This is a genomic window from Prochlorococcus marinus XMU1405 (assembly GCF_017696275.1).
In the GTDB taxonomy this organism is placed as follows: Bacteria; Cyanobacteriota; Cyanobacteriia; order PCC-6307; family Cyanobiaceae; genus Prochlorococcus_A; species Prochlorococcus_A marinus_AB.
Window position 1 is genome coordinate 425,398 of record NZ_JAAORF010000001.1, and the last position, 16,503, is coordinate 441,900.

Here is a 16,503-nt window from a genome sequence, read left to right on the forward strand (position 1 = left end):
GATTATTGATTTAATCAAAATAATTAATATTTTTATTATTTATAATTTTATATGACGCCTGAAAGGCTTGGATTACTTTGGGGGATAACTGTATTTGCAGGTGCTTGCGCTCGATTATTTTCCTCTTTTACAGGATTCCCAAGTGTTGTAATTTTATTACTTTCTGGATTATTCATCGGAAGATCAGGATTAGGACTTGTTGAACCTTTAGATCTCGGGCAGGGACTTGAAACTATTGTGGGGCTTTTGGTCTGTTTGGTTCTTTTTGAAGGAGGATTAAATTTAAAACTGCCTGAGGGGAATATAAGAAATACAGTTTTGAAAATTTCATTGGTACGACTTTTTATTTCTTTATCAGCTGGAATTTTTATTGCTCATTGGCTGGCTGGCCTCTCATGGCAAGTCGCAGGAATATATAGTGCCATAGTTCTAGCTACTGGACCAACAGTTGTCTCTCCATTAGTGGAACAAATAAAATTAGCTTCCCCACTCTCGGAAGTTTTAAAAGCTGAGGGGTTGTTACTTGAACCGATTGGTGCAGTACTAGCATTACTACTTTTAGAACTGACTTTAGGGGACCTTCGTGGGATTAACGATGTATTTATAGCATTAATGCAAAGATTAGGGGGTGGAGTCTTAATCGGATTAAGTGCAGGATGGTTACTATCAGAAATTTTAAAAAAAATAAAAAATGAAGCCTCATTTGGCATAGAGCTTCAAGTTACCCTTGGATTTATTTTCCTTGTGTATGGAATTTGCGAATATTTTTTACCAGAATCAGGCTTGCCGGCCTCAGTCGCAGCAGGTTTTATTGTAGGTAAAAGAGAAGTTATAGATAAGGAGAGATTGGATAATCTAATAGGTGAATTAGCCCAATTAGCAATAACTGTTCTTTTCCCTCTTTTGGCCGCTGATGTTTCTTGGGGTGAATTAAGTCCGCTTGGATGGGGAGGGGTTGTTTGCGTTTTTATGTTGATGGTAATTGTTCGCCCCATCTCTATCTGGATAGCAACAATGGGAAGAGAATTGAACTTAAAAGAAAAAATATTTTTAGCCTGGTTAGCCCCAAGAGGTATTGTTACAGCAGCTGTAGCTTCACTTTTTTCTATCAGATTAGAGCAGGCTGGTATTCTTGGAGCTGGCCGTCTTCAAGGTCTAGTTTTCCTTACTATATTGCTGACAGTAGGAATACAAGGTCTTTCAGCTAAACCATTAGCTAATAGGCTTGAACTAGGCCAAAAAAATAATTTAGATTGATTAAAGGCATCTTTCAATTCGGGTTCTATCAGTTTTACTCTCTGCGAAAAGCTCCCAACTTTGAATCAAATCTGGCCCACTGAGAGATCCAAAAAAGGCTACTCTTAATGATTTCATTAATATCCCTTTTTTAATATTATGCATTTTTGAGATTTCGTTTAGTATTTCTTTGGCTCTCTCTTTATTTAGTTTTATGGTATTTCCCTCAATTAAAAAATTTAAGATTAGTTCAAGAGATAGTTTGGTATCCTTGCTTTTCAGAAAATCTTTACCTTCTTTTTGAATTGGAGGAATTAAGAAAAATGGTTTTGATTGATCAATTGTATCTTTTAAAAGAGTCATAGAGTCTTTAAGCAAAATTGCTAATTTATAAGCCCATTCTTGAGATGGAGGCACCCAACCAGCATCATCCCAGTATTTCCTCATTGTCTTACTTAACTCTATTGATTCCATATTTTTTATATATTGAGAATTAATCCAGTTGAGTTTTTCCCAACTGAATTTAGCTCCAGCTTTATTTATATCTGATAATTCAAAAATTTCAGATATCTCTTCAAGTGAAAGAATTTCTCTGTCGGCAGATTTTGGAGACCAACCTAAAAATGCCATATAGTTCGATAAGGCCTCAGGTAAATATCCCATTTCTCGAAATTCGTCTATTGAAGTAACGCAATCTCTCTTAGATAATTTTTTCCCTTCGCTATTTAGTATTAAGGGTGTATGCGAAAAAGTTGGCAAATTAAAATTTAATGCTTTATAAATCAATATTTGTTTTGCAGTATTCGAGATATGGTCTTCACCCCTTACAACATGAGTAATATTCATGAAATTATCATCAATTACAACTGCAAGATTATACAAAGGATCTCCAATTTCATATCCCTTAGCCCTTCTTGACAAAACTAAATCACCACCCAAGTCCTTACCTTGCCATTTTATTTCGCCTCTTATCTGATCAACCCATTTAATTTCAATCTTTTCATCAATCTTAAACCTTATTACTGAAGTCCTTCCTTGGGATATGAATGTTTCGATCTCTTCTTTTGAAAGATTTCTGTGTCTATTATCATGCTTTGGAGGTAATCCTTTCTTTTTTTGTTCTTCTCTTAATTCAGATATCTCTTCTTCTGTTGTAAAGCACCTATATGCAGCTCCACATTCCAATAGCTTTTTGATATAACTTTTGTGAATCGAAATTCGGTTACTTTGATTTATAGGTTCTTCATCCCATTTAAGTCCAAGCCATTTCAAGCCATCTAATATATTTTTTGTATATTCAGATTTAGATCGAAGAAAATCTGTATCTTCTATTCTGATAAGAAATTTTCCACCTATTTTTTGTGCATACAACCAGTTGAATAATGCTGTTCGCGCTGTCCCAATATGGAATAAACCCGTTGGACTCGGGGCTAGTCTTAAACGTTTTTCCAAATTTCTTTTAGAAAAAACGGGACCGACGGGATTCGAACCCGCAACTTCCGCCGTGACAGGGCGGTGCTCTAACCAGTTGAACTACGGTCCCAGAGTTTTGTTCTAAGTTTATTTAGAACTTCATTCATAAAATTATCAGATCATAATACTTAATTTATGGGGTTGTAATAAAAAAAATTTATTAATTTGAGGATTTACAGAAATAATTAGTTTTTCAACTGGCTTAATTTAAGCAACTATTTATTTTTGAGGTCTAAAACCTGCAGGTTCTATCAACCTAACTTGATTGCCTCTAGCGGTAAATTCTCTGCCTTGGTCACTTTGTACGACTACTCTTCCACCAGACTTAACTCTGATGACTCTTGCACGAACCCATCCTAAAGCTGCTGATTCGAGGACTTTTACTACGTCCCCAGGTTGAAGATCTAACTCCATCTTATGAAAAAATGATTTACAAAATGTTGATCAAACGCGTCGTGGAGGACTTGAACCCCCGACATCAGGTTTTGGAGACCTGCGTTCTACCAACTGAACTAACGACGCATTTAGGTAATTATAAGCGTCTTTGTGACCAATAAGTTGATTAATTTACAACTTTATCGATCAAAGCGTTGTTTTACGCGAGTAGCTTTTCCTACTCTATCTCTTAGATAGAATAACTTAGCTCTCCTTACTTTACCTCTACGCTCAACTTTTAGAGAGGCAACCTGTGGACTATGTAGCATAAATACTCTTTCAACGCCTATACCCTGAAAAATTCTTCTAACTGTAATAGTCTGGTTAATACCTCCATGCCTTTTTGCTATGACAACACCTTCATAAGGTTGGACTCTTTCTTTATTACCTTCTGTAATTTTTACTCCAACTTTAACAGTGTCCCCAACATATATTTCAGGTAATTCTTTTTTTAATTGTTCATTCTCAAATTCCTTAATAAGGTTTGATGCGCTCAAGGTTTGTGTAGTCTCAGAAACCGTGTTTTTTTCTTTTTGTTCAACTGCTACATCAACTGATGCATCAGCTTTAATACCGGTTTCTAATTTCTTCTCTTGTTTCTCTTTAGCCATTTTGGTCTTTATTGTCCTACAAGTTTTATATCTTAACCTTTTGACTCGCCTTTAGTAACCTTTTTGGTAAATGAAATTGTTTTTGAAAACATTTGGAATCCTGTTACGACCATCCATAAAACTCCAAGGGAATTCAATATTACGTATATAAGTTCTCCATTATCTCCAAGCCATTCGCCCTCATGGAGAGACATTAACCAATGAACTTGTTCTCTAGAGTAACCTAGTAAATCTTTTGAAACCCTATATAGAAGACCTGTAATTGAAGATATAAATAATGGAAGAAAAACCCAAGGCGCCAAAGCCTTATGAAATTGCCTAGAATTAAAAAAACTTTTCATTTTTGTTTCTTCCCCATTGTTATTGATAGATTTAAAGTAGCCAAGACCATAAAGGCTATTTTGAATATATTTTCCTAATACTATTATTTATTCCAATGAGACATTTTGCAGATCTTTTGTTAAATAAAAATAATTCCAAGGCTAATGATCAAGTTCCTTTTATTCAGAGGAGAAGAGGAATTGAAATAAAGTCTTCACGTGAAATAAATTTGATGAAAAAATCTAGCAGGATTGTAGCAACTGTTTTGAGGGAAATTAATGACTTAATTAAACCTGGAATGAGTACAAAAGATTTAGATGATTTCGCAGAAAAGAGAATAAAAAGTTTTGGAGCTGTTCCAAGTTTTAAGGGCTATCATGGATTCCCTTCTAGTATTTGTTCTAGTATCAATAATGAGGTTGTTCATGGAATACCAAATAAAAATAAAATAATTAAAAATGGTGACTTGGTTAAAATTGATACAGGGGCATATTTAGATGGCTTCCATGGAGATAGTTGTATATCAATTTGTGTAGGAGAAGTTAGTGCAAAGGCTCAAAAACTTAGCGATGTAGCTTATAAAGCATTGTATGCAGGTCTTTCGAAAATCAAAGCAGGTAATACACTTCTAGATGTGGCTGGGGAAATTGAAGATACTGTTTTAAAAAATGGCTTTAGTGTTGTGGAAGACTATACAGGTCATGGAGTTGGAAGAAATCTTCATGAAGAACCATCGGTATTTAATTTCAGGACTAAGGAGTTGCCCAATGTCGTCCTTCGTGAAGGAATGACATTAGCTGTGGAACCTATTGTTAATGAAGGGACTAAATTTTGCAAAACATTAAATGATAGATGGACCGTAATAACAAAAGATGGAAAATTATCGGCCCAATGGGAGCATACAATAGTTGTTTTAAAAGATGGTATTGAAATATTGACAGATAGAGATTTCTAGACACTAAGATTTGTATTTATAGATTATTTGGCAATACAAAAAATTAAAAAATTCTTTCAATGGGAAAAGCAGGTAAGTTAATGGGTTTGGACTAATGATTATTAAATAATTTTTTGAATTAGCTAAATCATACATTCTTTCAGAAACAAATTTTGGACTCATTATTCCAATAGGATTTAGTTCTGATTTAAAAGGCCCTAAGATGATTTTTTTAATTATTAATTTTTTCTTTGTATTGTTGTCTAAAAGATTTTTTTTGAAAGAAACTAATTTCCCAATAAGGGATTTGCTAATCTCATATGACGGATTTAATGCTGGTAATATTTCTGCTTCAGATGTGTTTATCCATACCTCTTTTTTTACTAGAGAATCATTTTTTAGAGCAACATCTTCAAATAAATTCAAAAATTTGAATTTGCTTAATGCATTTATTTCTATCGAGTTTTCATAATTGGAATTTTCTCTACTCAAATCATAAATGCCATGATTCAAAATTAAAATATCTATCTTTTCTAATTGTTTTTTTAATGACGACTCCTCCCCACATTCCCATTTAATCCATTCATTTGGAGATTCAAGATTTGTTTCATAATTAGTTTTACTATGAGTAAATCCAATCACTTTATATCCTTTTTTACGAAATAACTTTGTAAGTTCTTTCCCTAGCGCACCTGAGGCTCCAGTAATCCCTATCGTTTTTTCGTTTTTGGTTGAATTTACCATTTTGCTTGATTTTTATGAGATACCAAAGAATTAAAATAAATTTACCAAAAAAAGATTATTTCTTTTTTTTATTTGATTAAAACTCATAAATAAATGTTTGTTTAGTTCTAGAAAAAATATTATCTTAAACCTATTGATAAATAATTTTACTAATTATGAGCGATATATTATTAATTGGTTCTTGTGAGCCATTTAGTGGTAAGTCTGCAATGGTTCTTGGGATAGCAAAAAAACTTTTACAGAAGAAAAAAAAAGTACGCATAGGAAAACCCCTAGCAACATGTATTGAACTTACTAATCTACCTTCAATGTCTTATGAAGGATTAATAGATGACGATGTTAAGTTTATTGGATCTACATTAAATATCGAAGAGGAGAATTTAATTTCTTCAGTAGGATTATTGGATAATATATCAGCTGAAAAAAGAATCTTCAATAAAGACTTGCTCCCAGGAAAAGGTTTTGATCAAATTGAAGCATTGGTTAGTGATGATTTTGAAGGTCTTAATATTTTAGAGGCTGCTGGAAGTCTTCATGAAGGTATGATTTATGGCTTAAGTCTCCCACAACTAGCTAAGGATTTAGATGCGAAAGTTTTAATTGTGAATTTGTGGGAAGATTGTAAAAGTGTGGATGCATTACTTGATGCGAAAAAACAATTAGGTGAGAAATTGGCTGGAGTTGTATTGAACGGAGTTGTGCCGCAAGAAGTCGAAAAAGTTAAAAATGAAATAATACCTTCACTTGAAGATCTGAATATTGAAGTATTTGGGGTGATGCCGAAATCACCACTTCTTAGAAGTGTCACCGTCGGTGAGCTTGTAAGAAGACTAGATGCCCAAGTAATTTGTTGTCCTGAAAAAGATCAATTACTTGTTGAAACATTAAGTATTGGTGCAATGGGGGTGAATTCTGCTATGGAATTTTTCAGAAGAAGAAGGAATATGGCTGTAGTTACTGGAGCTGATAGAACTGATATCCAACTCGCTGCTTTGGAGGCTTCGACTCAATGCCTAATTTTAACTGGTTTAGGGGACCCTTTGTCACAATTGATTCATAGAGCGGAGGAATTGGAGGTGCCAATTTTAAAGGTGGAATTAGATACTCTTTCTACCGTAGAAATTATTGAACAAGCTTTTGGACATGTCAGAATACATGAATCAATTAAAGCTTCTTATGCTATTCAATTAGTTCAAGAGCATGTAAATCTAGAAAGAATTCTGGAAAAGATAGATTTTCCCTGCAATTTTTTAGATAAATGCTAATTTCAAATATAGGAACTTTATTATTTTGAGTCGCTCTTTAGATCTACCCGCCACTGAAGGCGTTGATGCCTTAGCTCAAGAACTTGCAAAACTCCAAGATAATGGGAAAAGGAGAATTGCTTTTTTGGGGAGTAGACACGTACCGGTTGTCGATATCCATTTAATTGAGTTGATAGCAAGGTCTTTAGCAGAGGAAGGACATAATATCCTTACTTCTGGATCTCAAGGTGTAAATGCAGCTGTCATTCGAGCGGTATTAGATATTAATCCATCATTATTAACTGTTTTATTACCACAAAGTCTTGATAGACAAATACCCGAAATAAAGGATCAACTAGAGAGAGTTATACATTTGGTTGAAAAAAGTGAAAATGATGAATTACCTTTACCACTTGCAAGTAGTCTTTGTAATCAAGAAATTATTACTAGGTGCGATCAATTAATATGCTTTGCCTTTCACGATAGTGAAACTTTGCTCAATAGTTGTAGATGCGCGGAAGAAATGGGAAAAGTGGTTAGTTTGTTATTTTTCGATTAAATTAATTCATTTGCCCTTACTAAAAGATAATTTATGCTAATAATATTTAGCGTTTAATAATTAACTATGGCAGAAAGTTTTTCATTTGATGTAGTTTCTGATTTTGATAGACAGGAATTAGTCAACACTTTGGATCAAGTAAAAAGAGAAATTTCTCAGCGTTATGATCTGAAGGGCACAGATACCTCAGTTGAATTAGATAAAGAAAATATTTTTATAATCACCAATAGCGAACTAACCTTAAATGCTGTAAATGACATAATTAGACAAAAGGCAATAAAAAGAAACTTATCTCTAAAAATATTTGACTACGGTGAAATTGAAATGGTTAGTGGTAATAGAATTAAACAGACAATTTTATTAAAACAAGGAATTAAACAAGAAATCGCAAAAAAAATAAGTAAAAATATCAGAGATCAAATAAAAAAAATTAATGTCAGCATCAATGGAGAAACACTCAGAGTAGCTAGTAAGAGCAAAAATGATCTTCAATTAGCAATTAAGCTTGTTAGTGAGTTGGAAGAGTCTTTGAACATTCCTCTAAAAGCTAATAACTTTAGATAAAATCTTTAGTAAGATTATTTTCAAATATGGCAGATCATTCAGAATCTCTCATTAAATCACTGATTAAGAAAGTAAAAGAATATCCTCGTTTTTCAAAAGAAGAAATAGAGAAATTTTGTTGGATGGCGGTTCATGAGCATAAGCATGGTGTTTTACCCTCTGAATATGACATCAGGGAAATAGATGAGGACCTTTATTTAAAACTTTTGCGAGAATTTAAATAAAATATCTGCTGAAAAATATCTATATTAAATTTGACAATTATTAAAAAAATATTTTAATTAAATGTCTTATTAATGCACTAATTAATCTATTTAAATATGATTAATTATAAAGATAAAATTTAATGTCAACATCCTTTAAAAATGTAACACCAACAGGTCCTGGTGGGACAGCAACATTATTGATTGTATTGTCTTTTACTGGCTTTCTTTTGCTAACACAATCTCTATTTGTTGTACCTTCTGGACAAGTCGCGGTCGTCACAACACTAGGCAAAGTAAGTGGCCCGTCAAGGAGAGCTGGTTTAAACTTTAAACTCCCATTTGTTCAGTCTGTATATCCATTTGATATAAAAACTCAAGTTCAACCCGAAAAATTTGAAACTTTAACTAAAGATCTTCAAGTTATTAGGGCTACAGCTACTGTTAAGTATTCAGTAAAACCCAATGAAGCAGGAAGAATTTTCGCAACAATTGCAAGTAGAAATAGCGATGTTTATCAGAAAATTGTTCAGCCATCTTTGTTAAAAGCTCTAAAATCAGTCTTTTCTCAATACGAGCTAGAAACAATTGCTACTGAATTCGCAGTAATCTCTGAGAAGGTAGGCGATACTGTGGCACAAGAACTAAATTCATTCGATTATGTAGATGTTAAAAGTCTAGATTTAACTGGATTAGAGATTGCTGAAGAATATAGAGCTGCGATTGAACAAAAGCAAATAGCTGGTCAGCAATTACTAAGAGCAAAGACAGAGGTTGAAATTGCTGAACAAGAAGCACTTAGATATGAGACATTAAATAGAAGCCTCGACGATCAGGTACTTTTCAAATTATTCCTCGACAAATGGGATGGAAGTACACAAGTAGTCCCTGGCTTGCCAGGCTCAGAAGGAGGTAGTCCACCAGTAATAGTTGGTGGTAGAAGATAATTATTTTGAAAAAATCCTTCTTAAAGTTTTAATCATCTACTTTTTTTCTTTAATGATTACAAGTAATTTATTATCTTTTTATTGCATTGAAAGATTCGTCAAAAGCCTCAATAGTTTTATCAATTTCTTCTTCGCTGTGAGCTAGTGATGTGAAACCAGCTTCAAAAGGACTCGGCGCTAGGTAAATTCCTCTTCGAAGCATTTCTCTATGTAACTTACCAAAAAGTTCGGCATCATTTGTTTTAGCTTCATCAAAGTTCCTCACGGGCCCTTCGCATAAGAAAAATCCAAACATAGCACTTACACTTCCACCATTGATAGCGATACCGTTATTTTCTGCAGACTGAATTATCCCATCAATTAATCTAGAAGTTGTTGAATCAAGTTTATCGTACGTACCATCTTGTTTGAGCAGTTCAAGAGTTTTTATTCCAGCAGTCATTGCGAGAGGATTGCCGCTTAAAGTACCTGCTTGGTATACCGGTCCTGAAGGCGCTACCATTGACATTATTTCTTTCTTGCCTCCGTAGGCTCCAACAGGCAGGCCTCCACCAATTACTTTCCCAAGTGTAGTTAAATCAGGAGTAACCCCAAACTTTTCTTGAGCGCCTCCATAACTTATTCTGAATCCAGTCATTACTTCGTCAAAAACTAATAAGGATCCATTCTCAGTGGTTAATTCTCTTAATCCTTCTAAGAATCCAGGTTCTGGAGTAATAAATCCAGCATTACCAACAATAGGCTCGAGTATAACCCCCGAAATGGCATCAGGATTTTCTGAAAATAATTTTTTTACTGCTTCAAGGTCATTGTAGGGTGCAGTAAGTGTGTTGGCAGTTGTTGTCCGTGGAACACCTGGAGAATCTGGTAAACCCAGAGTGGCTACACCAGACCCTGCTTTCACTAAAAACATATCTGCATGACCGTGATAGCAACCGTCAAATTTAATAACTTTATCTCTCCCAGTAAATGCTCGCATGAGTCTCAAAACAGCCATGCATGCTTCAGTTCCACTATTAACAAATCTAACCATTTCTACAGATGGGACTGCATCTATTACCATTTCAGCAAGTTTGTTCTCTAGAACGCATGGAGCGCCAAAGCTCGTGCCTTTCTCTATTGCTTCCTGTAATGCCGTTGTAACTTCAGGGTGGGCATGTCCACATATAGCCGGCCCCCAACTCCCTATATAGTCAATATATCTATTTCCATCAATATCCCAAGCGAAAGGGCCTTTGACTCTATCAAAAACAATTGGCTGGCCACCTACAGACTTAAAAGCTCTTACTGGGGAGCTAACTCCTCCTGGCATTAGTTGTTGGGCTGCAGAGAAAATTTCTTCAGAGTTTGTGTAATTTAATATGTCAGTCACAATTTAGCTAAATGATGTTTTAAGAAAAATCTTGTCATGTTCTAAATTAGAAATAAGTAAAAACTTTGTCAATCAGATTGAAATTCTACATTATGATATTTTTATTGCGATAGTTTGGATTGTAAATTATTAATTTTAAAGAAATCATGATAAAAAACAATTTTCCTTTAGATAACTCTTTATTAATAAGCTTTTTCAGGCATAAATGAAATTTAATTTATTTTATTTATATTTCGAAGAAATTATCCTCATCCTCAAAAAAATCTACATTTATGTCGTTTAAGTTAAGATCTATCATTACTGGGGCATGATCACTTGGACGCAAATTACCCCTAGGTGAGCTGTCTATGACACAACTTTTTAGTTTTGATGAAAGTTCTTTGCTGATATATATATGGTCTATTCTCCAACCCTTATTTAATTCAAATGCGTTGTTACGGTAATCCCACCAACTCCAATGGCCAGTATTTTGTTCAAAAATCCTGAACGAATCTATTAATCTTTTTTTCAGAACATTATTTAGTGCATTTCTCTCTATCTCAGATGCCATTATTCCACCTTCATATTTCTTTGGATCATTAATATCCAAGTTAGACGGAGCAATATTAAAATCGCCCATAAGACACATTAATGTTCCTTTTTTTTCTTGGTCATCCAAAAATGAAGATAAACAATTTAACCAATTAATTTTGTACTCGAACTTACTAGATTCTAGAGAAGAACCGTTTGGCACGTAAACATTTATGATTTTAATACCATTAATATCAGCAGAAATCAATCTTTTTTGATCTAGGAAAATTCCGATATTTTGATCAAAGTTGGTACAACCGTAAAATCCTTTTTTTACATTTTCTGGCTTTAATTTAGAAATAATAGCTACACCATTGTATGATTTTTGTCCGTAGACCTCTACTGAGTATCCTAATTTTTCAAAAGGTTCAATAGGGAAGCTATCATCCATCACTTTTGTTTCCTGCAAACATAGAATATCTGGATTGGTTTTATTAATCCAATCTATAATTTGTGAAAGTCTGGTTCTTATAGAGTTAACATTCCAAGTTGCTATTAACAAATTTCTACCAAATTATGTAAAATTAAACTAGCAAAAATTTTTTTGTATTAAAGAATTTTGAAATTAAATAAAATGAAAGATTATTTTTGCAAAAGCCTGCCTATACCAATAAATATTGTAATTCTTTTTACTTTATTAATTTCTTTTAAAGGTGGTTATCTAAATGCTGAATATTTATTTGAAGAATTAGAAATTGATTCCTCAACTAAAACAGAAGAAGATGGTTCAGTTCTTCCAACTAATCCTTTTGAACTTGTGGAAATGATTCGGAGACAAAATAGTATGAATGATGCGACTGATCCTTCTGATGCAATTGACGATGCGTTAAAGTCCTTTAATAGTTTGGAGGGAAATTAAGAAATTTAATGCGATAAATTGTTATTTCCAAATTTTTAAGTATGTTAAAAAACCCTATCCCAAAAGTTACTAACCAATTACAGCATAGAGCAATCGGTATTATTAATGGCAAATTTACTCCCCTTAGTAGTGAGCAATTAAATAGAGGCTTTTTAATCGACAATAAAGACGAAAAAATTGAAACAGTAGTACTAGGTAAAGCCTTATCACTTTTAAAAAAACATATTGATTTAAAGAAAAGTTACTATTGGATTGTTTATCCAAAGAATAAAAATACTCAAAACTTGCATTTACAGGTTGCAGGTATCTGGGATCCCTACAAACTGAATGATTTCCCTAAAGATTCTTCAAAAACTAACTTCTCAAAATTATTAGAAGAATTAGATTTAAAAGATAATTATTTTTCTGTTAGAGGAGAATTAGTTTATGTCAACACTCAAAATAAAGAAATTGTTATTAAAATTTGTCCTGCTATTAAGTCAAAAAATTTAAAAAATAAAAATTTTAAATTAGTCATAAAAGGAGAGCTTTCTCTCGAACTTCTCCATAGCTTTGTAAGTTTAGATATCAACAGAGATGGAAATTCTTTGAAACTAATAAAGTACGAAGTGATTGAAAAAAACCTTTCTCAAAATAACTAGAATGAAAAGTTGATTTCCACCGCAATTTTACTAGTTAAGAAATCTTTGATTTATGGATGATGTTTTAATTGAATGTTCTCCTGGTATCTCTGGAGATATGTTGTTAGGAGCTTTTTATGATTTAGGGGTTCCTAAAAAAGTTATTGAACAGCCACTTATTGATCTTGGATTAAAGGATTTATATCAACTAGATTTTATGGAATCAAAAAGTTGTTCAATCCGAGGCATTAAGGCAAAGGTTGAGAATATTGATTGTAGTCCCAGTAAAAGAACTTGGAGAAGTATTAAGGAACTTATTTTAAATGGCCACTTAGAAGATAAATTAAAAAAAATAATTTATGAAGTATTTGAATCTTTAGCAATTGCAGAAGGAAAAGTTCATGGCATTAAATGTGATGATGTTCATTTTCACGAAATTGGAGCTATAGATTCATTGGTGGATATCATTGGGGTATGTGCTGCATTGAATTACTTAAATCCAAAGAGGGTATATTGTAATGAACCAATGTTGGGGAAAGGTTTTGTTCAAACTGAACATGGAAAATTATCCATACCACCTCCAGCGGTAATAGAGCTAATAAGACAAAAAAATATTAAGGTTTTATCAAATCGTGACCTAACAGAGGGCGAACTCTCAACACCAACTGGTATTGCTTTAATTGCTAATTTAGTCGACGATCTAGAACCTCCTTTAAAATTTTCTGTTAACTCTTATGGAGTAGGAATAGGTAACCTAAAATTCCCATTCCCTAATTTGGTAAGAGTTTATAAAATTACTTCATTTAAAAGTTATTCTATTAACGATAATGAACAAATTAGTCCAAAGTGTGAAGAGATATCTATTCAAGAAGCATGGATTGATGATCAAACACCTGAAGACATATCTAATTTTGTGGAGACACTGAGAATTGAGGGGGCTTACGACGTTTCCTATCAAGCTATCAATATGAAAAAAAATAGGATTGGATTTTCTATTCAAGTAATCTTGCCCATTGAGAAAAAAGAATTTTTTAGGCGATTATGGTTTGATTATTCCAGCACTATTGGGGTTCGTGAAAGGACCCAATCTAGGTGGATATTACTTAGACGTAGAGGAGAATGTTTAACGAAATTTGGAAATATAAAAGTTAAACAAACTTTGAACCCCGATGGATCAATAAATATGAAACCAGAAAATGATGAGGTTTTGAGATTAAAATTAAAGCATAAAATATCAACTTATGAAATAAGAAAAGTTATAAAAGAGTCAAGTAAAAAATTTAAAGCATTTGAAAACTGGAAATGAGATTTAATACAAGAAATCAACCATATTTCAAATTCCTTAAAAAAATTAATTTAGGTTGTTTAAAGAGTATTTTTTTTATTTCAAGCCTATTATATTTTTGCATCTATTTTTTTTATAATATTGAGCAAATTTCTTTTGATATAGATTTTAAAAGAAATGGAATTAATCTATCTTTATCATTTTTATTTTGTGTTTTAAGTATTTACCTGAACGCTTATGCATGGAAATATATTGTTAAATGGTTCGGGAAAGAGTTTAAAAGTAATAATCTAGTTTCTTTTTATGTTTTAACTAATATTCTTAAATACGTTCCAGGAGGAATTTGGCATTTTGTAGAAAGATTTAATTTTATAAAAAAAATAAGTAATACTCAGATCGCTTTGTATTCCACTCTTATTGAACCTTATTTTATGTTGAGTGGATCTTTTCTATTGGCATCGCTGGGATTAATTTTTTCACCAATTTATTTTTTTTTAATTTTTCCTCTAGTATTTTTAAACAGGAAATTAATTTATCTTGTCTTAGAAAGAATAGGGGCTCTTAAAGGGAAAGTATTTAAGGTTTTGAGACTTCCAAATTCAAAGGGCCAATTTGAAGAGAGAATAAATGTAGTTTCTTTTTTCCCTTCTAGAGCTTTATTTCTTGAAATTGGTTTTGTTTTATCTAAATTTATTGGGTTTTATATTTGCTTAAATAGTTTTTATACAAGTAATACCCTGAATATCATATTTTTATTAGTAATTTTTTCTTTGTCATGGTCCATAGGCTTGGTAGTCCCAGCAGCTCCAGGAGGAGTTGGCGTTTTTGAGGCTTGCCTCCTTTTATTTGTTGGCAAAAGTATTCCAGAACATATAATTCTTATAAGTTTAGTTTATTTTAGGGTTATATCTACCTCGGCAGATTTGTTGTTAAGCTTACCTTTCTTAATAAGAAAAGTGTCTAAAAAAATTTAGTGTTTTTTCTCTAAACTTGGTATCAATGTCATTGATGCAATAAGGCCTAAAGTCATGATAAGAATGGCCGGGAATATTGCTTCTACCATTCTTTCATCTCCAGCATATTGATATATTCTCACAGATAATGTATCGAAATCGAATGGTCTTAAAATAAAGGTTATGGGTAATTCTTTTATCGTGTCAACAAAAACTAAAAGTGATCCTACGAATATTGGCCCTTGGAGAAGAGGTAGATGAATTCTTTTGATAATCCCAAGCCAATTCTCTCCTAGTCCAAGTGCTGCTTCATCAAGACTAGGAGAAATTCTCTCAAGACTTGAATCAATAGAACCCTTAGAGATAGTTAGAAATCGGACTAGATAACCCCAAATCAGTAAGCAAATAGCAATAAAATTAAATTTTGAAGAAGAAATGCTTATTAAAGATAAAGCTAATACAGTACCTGGGATTGCGTAACCTATTCCCGCAAGATTTGTTATTAGTCCTAGTAAAAAGCTTTTATTTGGGCGTCTGACTAAAGAAATTATTAAGGAGAATAGCATCGCTATTAATGCAGTTAAAAGTCCTAGACTTATGGTCCTTAATGATAGGCTAAGTAATTCTATAGATAACCCTTTTTGAATTAGATCTATATTGAGTAGAACCCAAAAACATGGAATCCCAAAAGAGAAAATTGGAGGAAATAAAGATATGATTATTGCTAAAAAAGCTTTAGTTTTGTTTAATTCCCATCCTTGAGAATCTTTTGATGCAGGATTTTCACTCCACCTCTTTGATTTCTTTCTTGATAACTTTTCGAAAATAATTAAAGTGAAAATTATTAATAAGGCAACCAAAGATAGTCCAATAGCACTTTTTGGATTACCTTCAATTATCCAATTTTCAGCTATACCAGTAGAAATACTTGGTATGTTTAATAATGCAAATGTACCTAACTCATTCATTACTTCCATACACATTAAACTTATTCCTGTTATTAGTGCTGGTAACGCCATTGGGAAAGCGATTTTAAAGAAGCTGCTCCAAGGCCCTACTCCTAATCCTCTACTAGCATTGATTTGATTAACTCCAAATTTATTAAAACTTTCGTTAGCAAGAATGAATACATATGGATAAGTAGAAATTGAAAGTATTAATACCCCCCACCATAAACCAGTTACTTGATACCCAAAAATACTTCCTAAATCCTGCAAAATAGCTGTTATTAAATATGCTGGGGCAGCTAGTGGAACTAGCTGACAAATACGGAGAACTTTTCTGAACTTAAAATCACAATTTGAAAGTAACCATCCATTCAAAGTTCCTAACCCGCCACCAAAAAAACTTGTCAGTATTAGAACTTTTAAAGTGCCTAATACCTCTTCTCCTCCAGCAATACCTAATGAAAAATTTCCACTAACAATGTAATCAATTCCCTCTAGAAGAAAATTGGAAATTGGAATGATTACTAAAAGTGAAACAATAAACGAAATGAAATAAAGAAAATTTAATTCTGTTAATGTTTTTTTAAACCCTTTAATGCGTATTTTCAAAAATTAATTAAATCCTA

The 16,503-nt window shown here is 32.7% G+C and carries 19 protein-coding genes and 2 tRNA genes; 11 read left to right on the plus strand and 10 right to left on the minus strand.

Annotation, left to right across the window (positions count from 1 at the left end; all coding sequences use genetic code 11):
- Positions 1-51 precede the first annotated feature (51 nt).
- Positions 52-1,257, plus strand: a complete 1,206-nt coding sequence (locus HA148_RS02460; RefSeq protein WP_209129889.1) for a cation:proton antiporter — start codon at positions 52-54, stop codon at positions 1,255-1,257.
- On the opposite strand, the gene gltX is transcribed toward HA148_RS02460, so the two are convergent.
- The 6 genes from gltX to HA148_RS02490 all read right to left on the minus strand — a co-directional run bounded on the left by gltX (position 1,258) and on the right by HA148_RS02490 (position 4,096).
- Positions 1,258-2,688 carry a glutamate--tRNA ligase gene (gene gltX, locus HA148_RS02465; protein ID WP_209129891.1) on the minus strand — a complete coding sequence of 477 codons (1,431 nt, stop codon included), beginning with the start codon at positions 2,686-2,688 and terminating at the stop codon, positions 1,258-1,260.
- Between the two features lie 17 nt (positions 2,689-2,705).
- Positions 2,706-2,779 (minus strand) — tRNA-Asp (locus tag HA148_RS02470).
- Positions 2,780-2,928: 149 nt separating this feature from the next.
- Positions 2,929-3,123 carry a hypothetical protein gene (locus HA148_RS02475; RefSeq protein ID WP_002807701.1) on the minus strand — a complete coding sequence of 65 codons (195 nt, stop codon included), beginning with the start codon at positions 3,121-3,123 and terminating at the stop codon, positions 2,929-2,931.
- A gap of 35 nt (positions 3,124-3,158) precedes the next feature.
- Positions 3,159-3,231 (minus strand) — tRNA-Trp (locus HA148_RS02480).
- A gap of 53 nt (positions 3,232-3,284) precedes the next feature.
- On the minus strand, positions 3,285-3,755 hold the full coding sequence (rplS, locus tag HA148_RS02485; RefSeq protein ID WP_245151980.1) for a 50S ribosomal protein L19: 471 nt from the start codon (positions 3,753-3,755) through the stop codon (positions 3,285-3,287).
- A gap of 32 nt (positions 3,756-3,787) precedes the next feature.
- Complete coding sequence (locus HA148_RS02490; protein ID WP_209129893.1) at positions 3,788-4,096, minus strand: PepSY domain-containing protein; 309 nt, start codon at positions 4,094-4,096, stop codon at positions 3,788-3,790.
- Positions 4,097-4,191: 95 nt separating this feature from the next.
- Between HA148_RS02490 and map the strand changes: the two genes are divergently transcribed.
- On the plus strand, positions 4,192-5,031 hold the full coding sequence (map, locus tag HA148_RS02495) for a type I methionyl aminopeptidase (protein ID WP_209129895.1): 840 nt from the start codon (positions 4,192-4,194) through the stop codon (positions 5,029-5,031).
- 3 nt (positions 5,032-5,034) lie between these two features.
- Here the strand turns inward: map and HA148_RS02500 are convergent, their stop codons facing one another.
- Positions 5,035-5,754 carry an SDR family oxidoreductase gene (locus HA148_RS02500; RefSeq protein ID WP_209129897.1) on the minus strand — a complete coding sequence of 240 codons (720 nt, stop codon included), beginning with the start codon at positions 5,752-5,754 and terminating at the stop codon, positions 5,035-5,037.
- Between the two features lie 155 nt (positions 5,755-5,909).
- Between HA148_RS02500 and HA148_RS02505 the strand changes: the two genes are divergently transcribed.
- The 5 genes from HA148_RS02505 (at position 5,910) to HA148_RS02525 (ending at position 9,271) form a co-directional block, all read left to right on the plus strand.
- A complete protein-coding gene (locus HA148_RS02505) occupies positions 5,910-7,019 on the plus strand; it encodes a phosphotransacetylase family protein (RefSeq protein WP_209129899.1) in 1,110 nt (369 codons plus the stop codon).
- A 25-nt stretch (positions 7,020-7,044) separates the two neighbouring features.
- Entirely contained in the window at positions 7,045-7,557 is a 513-nt protein-coding gene (locus tag HA148_RS02510; protein WP_209129901.1) for a DNA recombination-mediator protein A, read from the plus strand.
- Between the two features lie 66 nt (positions 7,558-7,623).
- A complete protein-coding gene (locus tag HA148_RS02515) occupies positions 7,624-8,121 on the plus strand; it encodes a YajQ family cyclic di-GMP-binding protein (protein WP_075440493.1) in 498 nt (165 codons plus the stop codon).
- A 26-nt stretch (positions 8,122-8,147) separates the two neighbouring features.
- Entirely contained in the window at positions 8,148-8,345 is a 198-nt protein-coding gene (locus HA148_RS02520) for a hypothetical protein (RefSeq protein WP_209129903.1), read from the plus strand.
- Positions 8,346-8,467: 122 nt separating this feature from the next.
- A complete protein-coding gene (locus tag HA148_RS02525; protein WP_025894130.1) occupies positions 8,468-9,271 on the plus strand; it encodes a prohibitin family protein in 804 nt (267 codons plus the stop codon).
- A gap of 70 nt (positions 9,272-9,341) precedes the next feature.
- Here the strand turns inward: HA148_RS02525 and hemL are convergent, their stop codons facing one another.
- Entirely contained in the window at positions 9,342-10,643 is a 1,302-nt protein-coding gene (gene hemL / locus HA148_RS02530) for a glutamate-1-semialdehyde 2,1-aminomutase (RefSeq protein ID WP_209129905.1), read from the minus strand.
- A gap of 226 nt (positions 10,644-10,869) precedes the next feature.
- Positions 10,870-11,715, minus strand: coding sequence for an exodeoxyribonuclease III (xth, locus tag HA148_RS02535; RefSeq protein WP_209129907.1), 846 nt, complete (start codon positions 11,713-11,715; stop codon positions 10,870-10,872).
- Positions 11,716-11,787: 72 nt separating this feature from the next.
- On the opposite strand from xth, the gene HA148_RS02540 reads away from it, so the two are divergent.
- From HA148_RS02540 to HA148_RS02555, 4 genes are read left to right on the plus strand one after another with little or no spacing between them, the layout of a single operon-like run.
- Positions 11,788-12,072 (plus strand): hypothetical protein, encoded by a 285-nt coding sequence (locus HA148_RS02540; RefSeq protein WP_209129909.1) that lies wholly within the window; start codon positions 11,788-11,790, stop codon positions 12,070-12,072.
- A 41-nt stretch (positions 12,073-12,113) separates the two neighbouring features.
- On the plus strand, positions 12,114-12,713 hold the full coding sequence (locus HA148_RS02545; protein WP_209129911.1) for a hypothetical protein: 600 nt from the start codon (positions 12,114-12,116) through the stop codon (positions 12,711-12,713).
- Between the two features lie 52 nt (positions 12,714-12,765).
- Complete coding sequence (gene larC, locus HA148_RS02550; RefSeq protein ID WP_209129913.1) at positions 12,766-13,998, plus strand: nickel pincer cofactor biosynthesis protein LarC; 1,233 nt, start codon at positions 12,766-12,768, stop codon at positions 13,996-13,998.
- A complete protein-coding gene (locus tag HA148_RS02555) occupies positions 13,995-14,951 on the plus strand; it encodes a hypothetical protein (protein WP_209129916.1) in 957 nt (318 codons plus the stop codon). Before larC ends, HA148_RS02555 begins: the two co-directional genes overlap by 4 nt.
- Here the strand turns inward: HA148_RS02555 and HA148_RS02560 are convergent.
- Complete coding sequence (locus HA148_RS02560) at positions 14,948-16,486, minus strand: ABC transporter permease (protein WP_209129918.1); 1,539 nt, start codon at positions 16,484-16,486, stop codon at positions 14,948-14,950. The two genes, HA148_RS02555 and HA148_RS02560, sit on opposite strands and share 4 nt — an antisense overlap.
- Between the last annotated feature and the right edge of the window lie 17 nt (positions 16,487-16,503).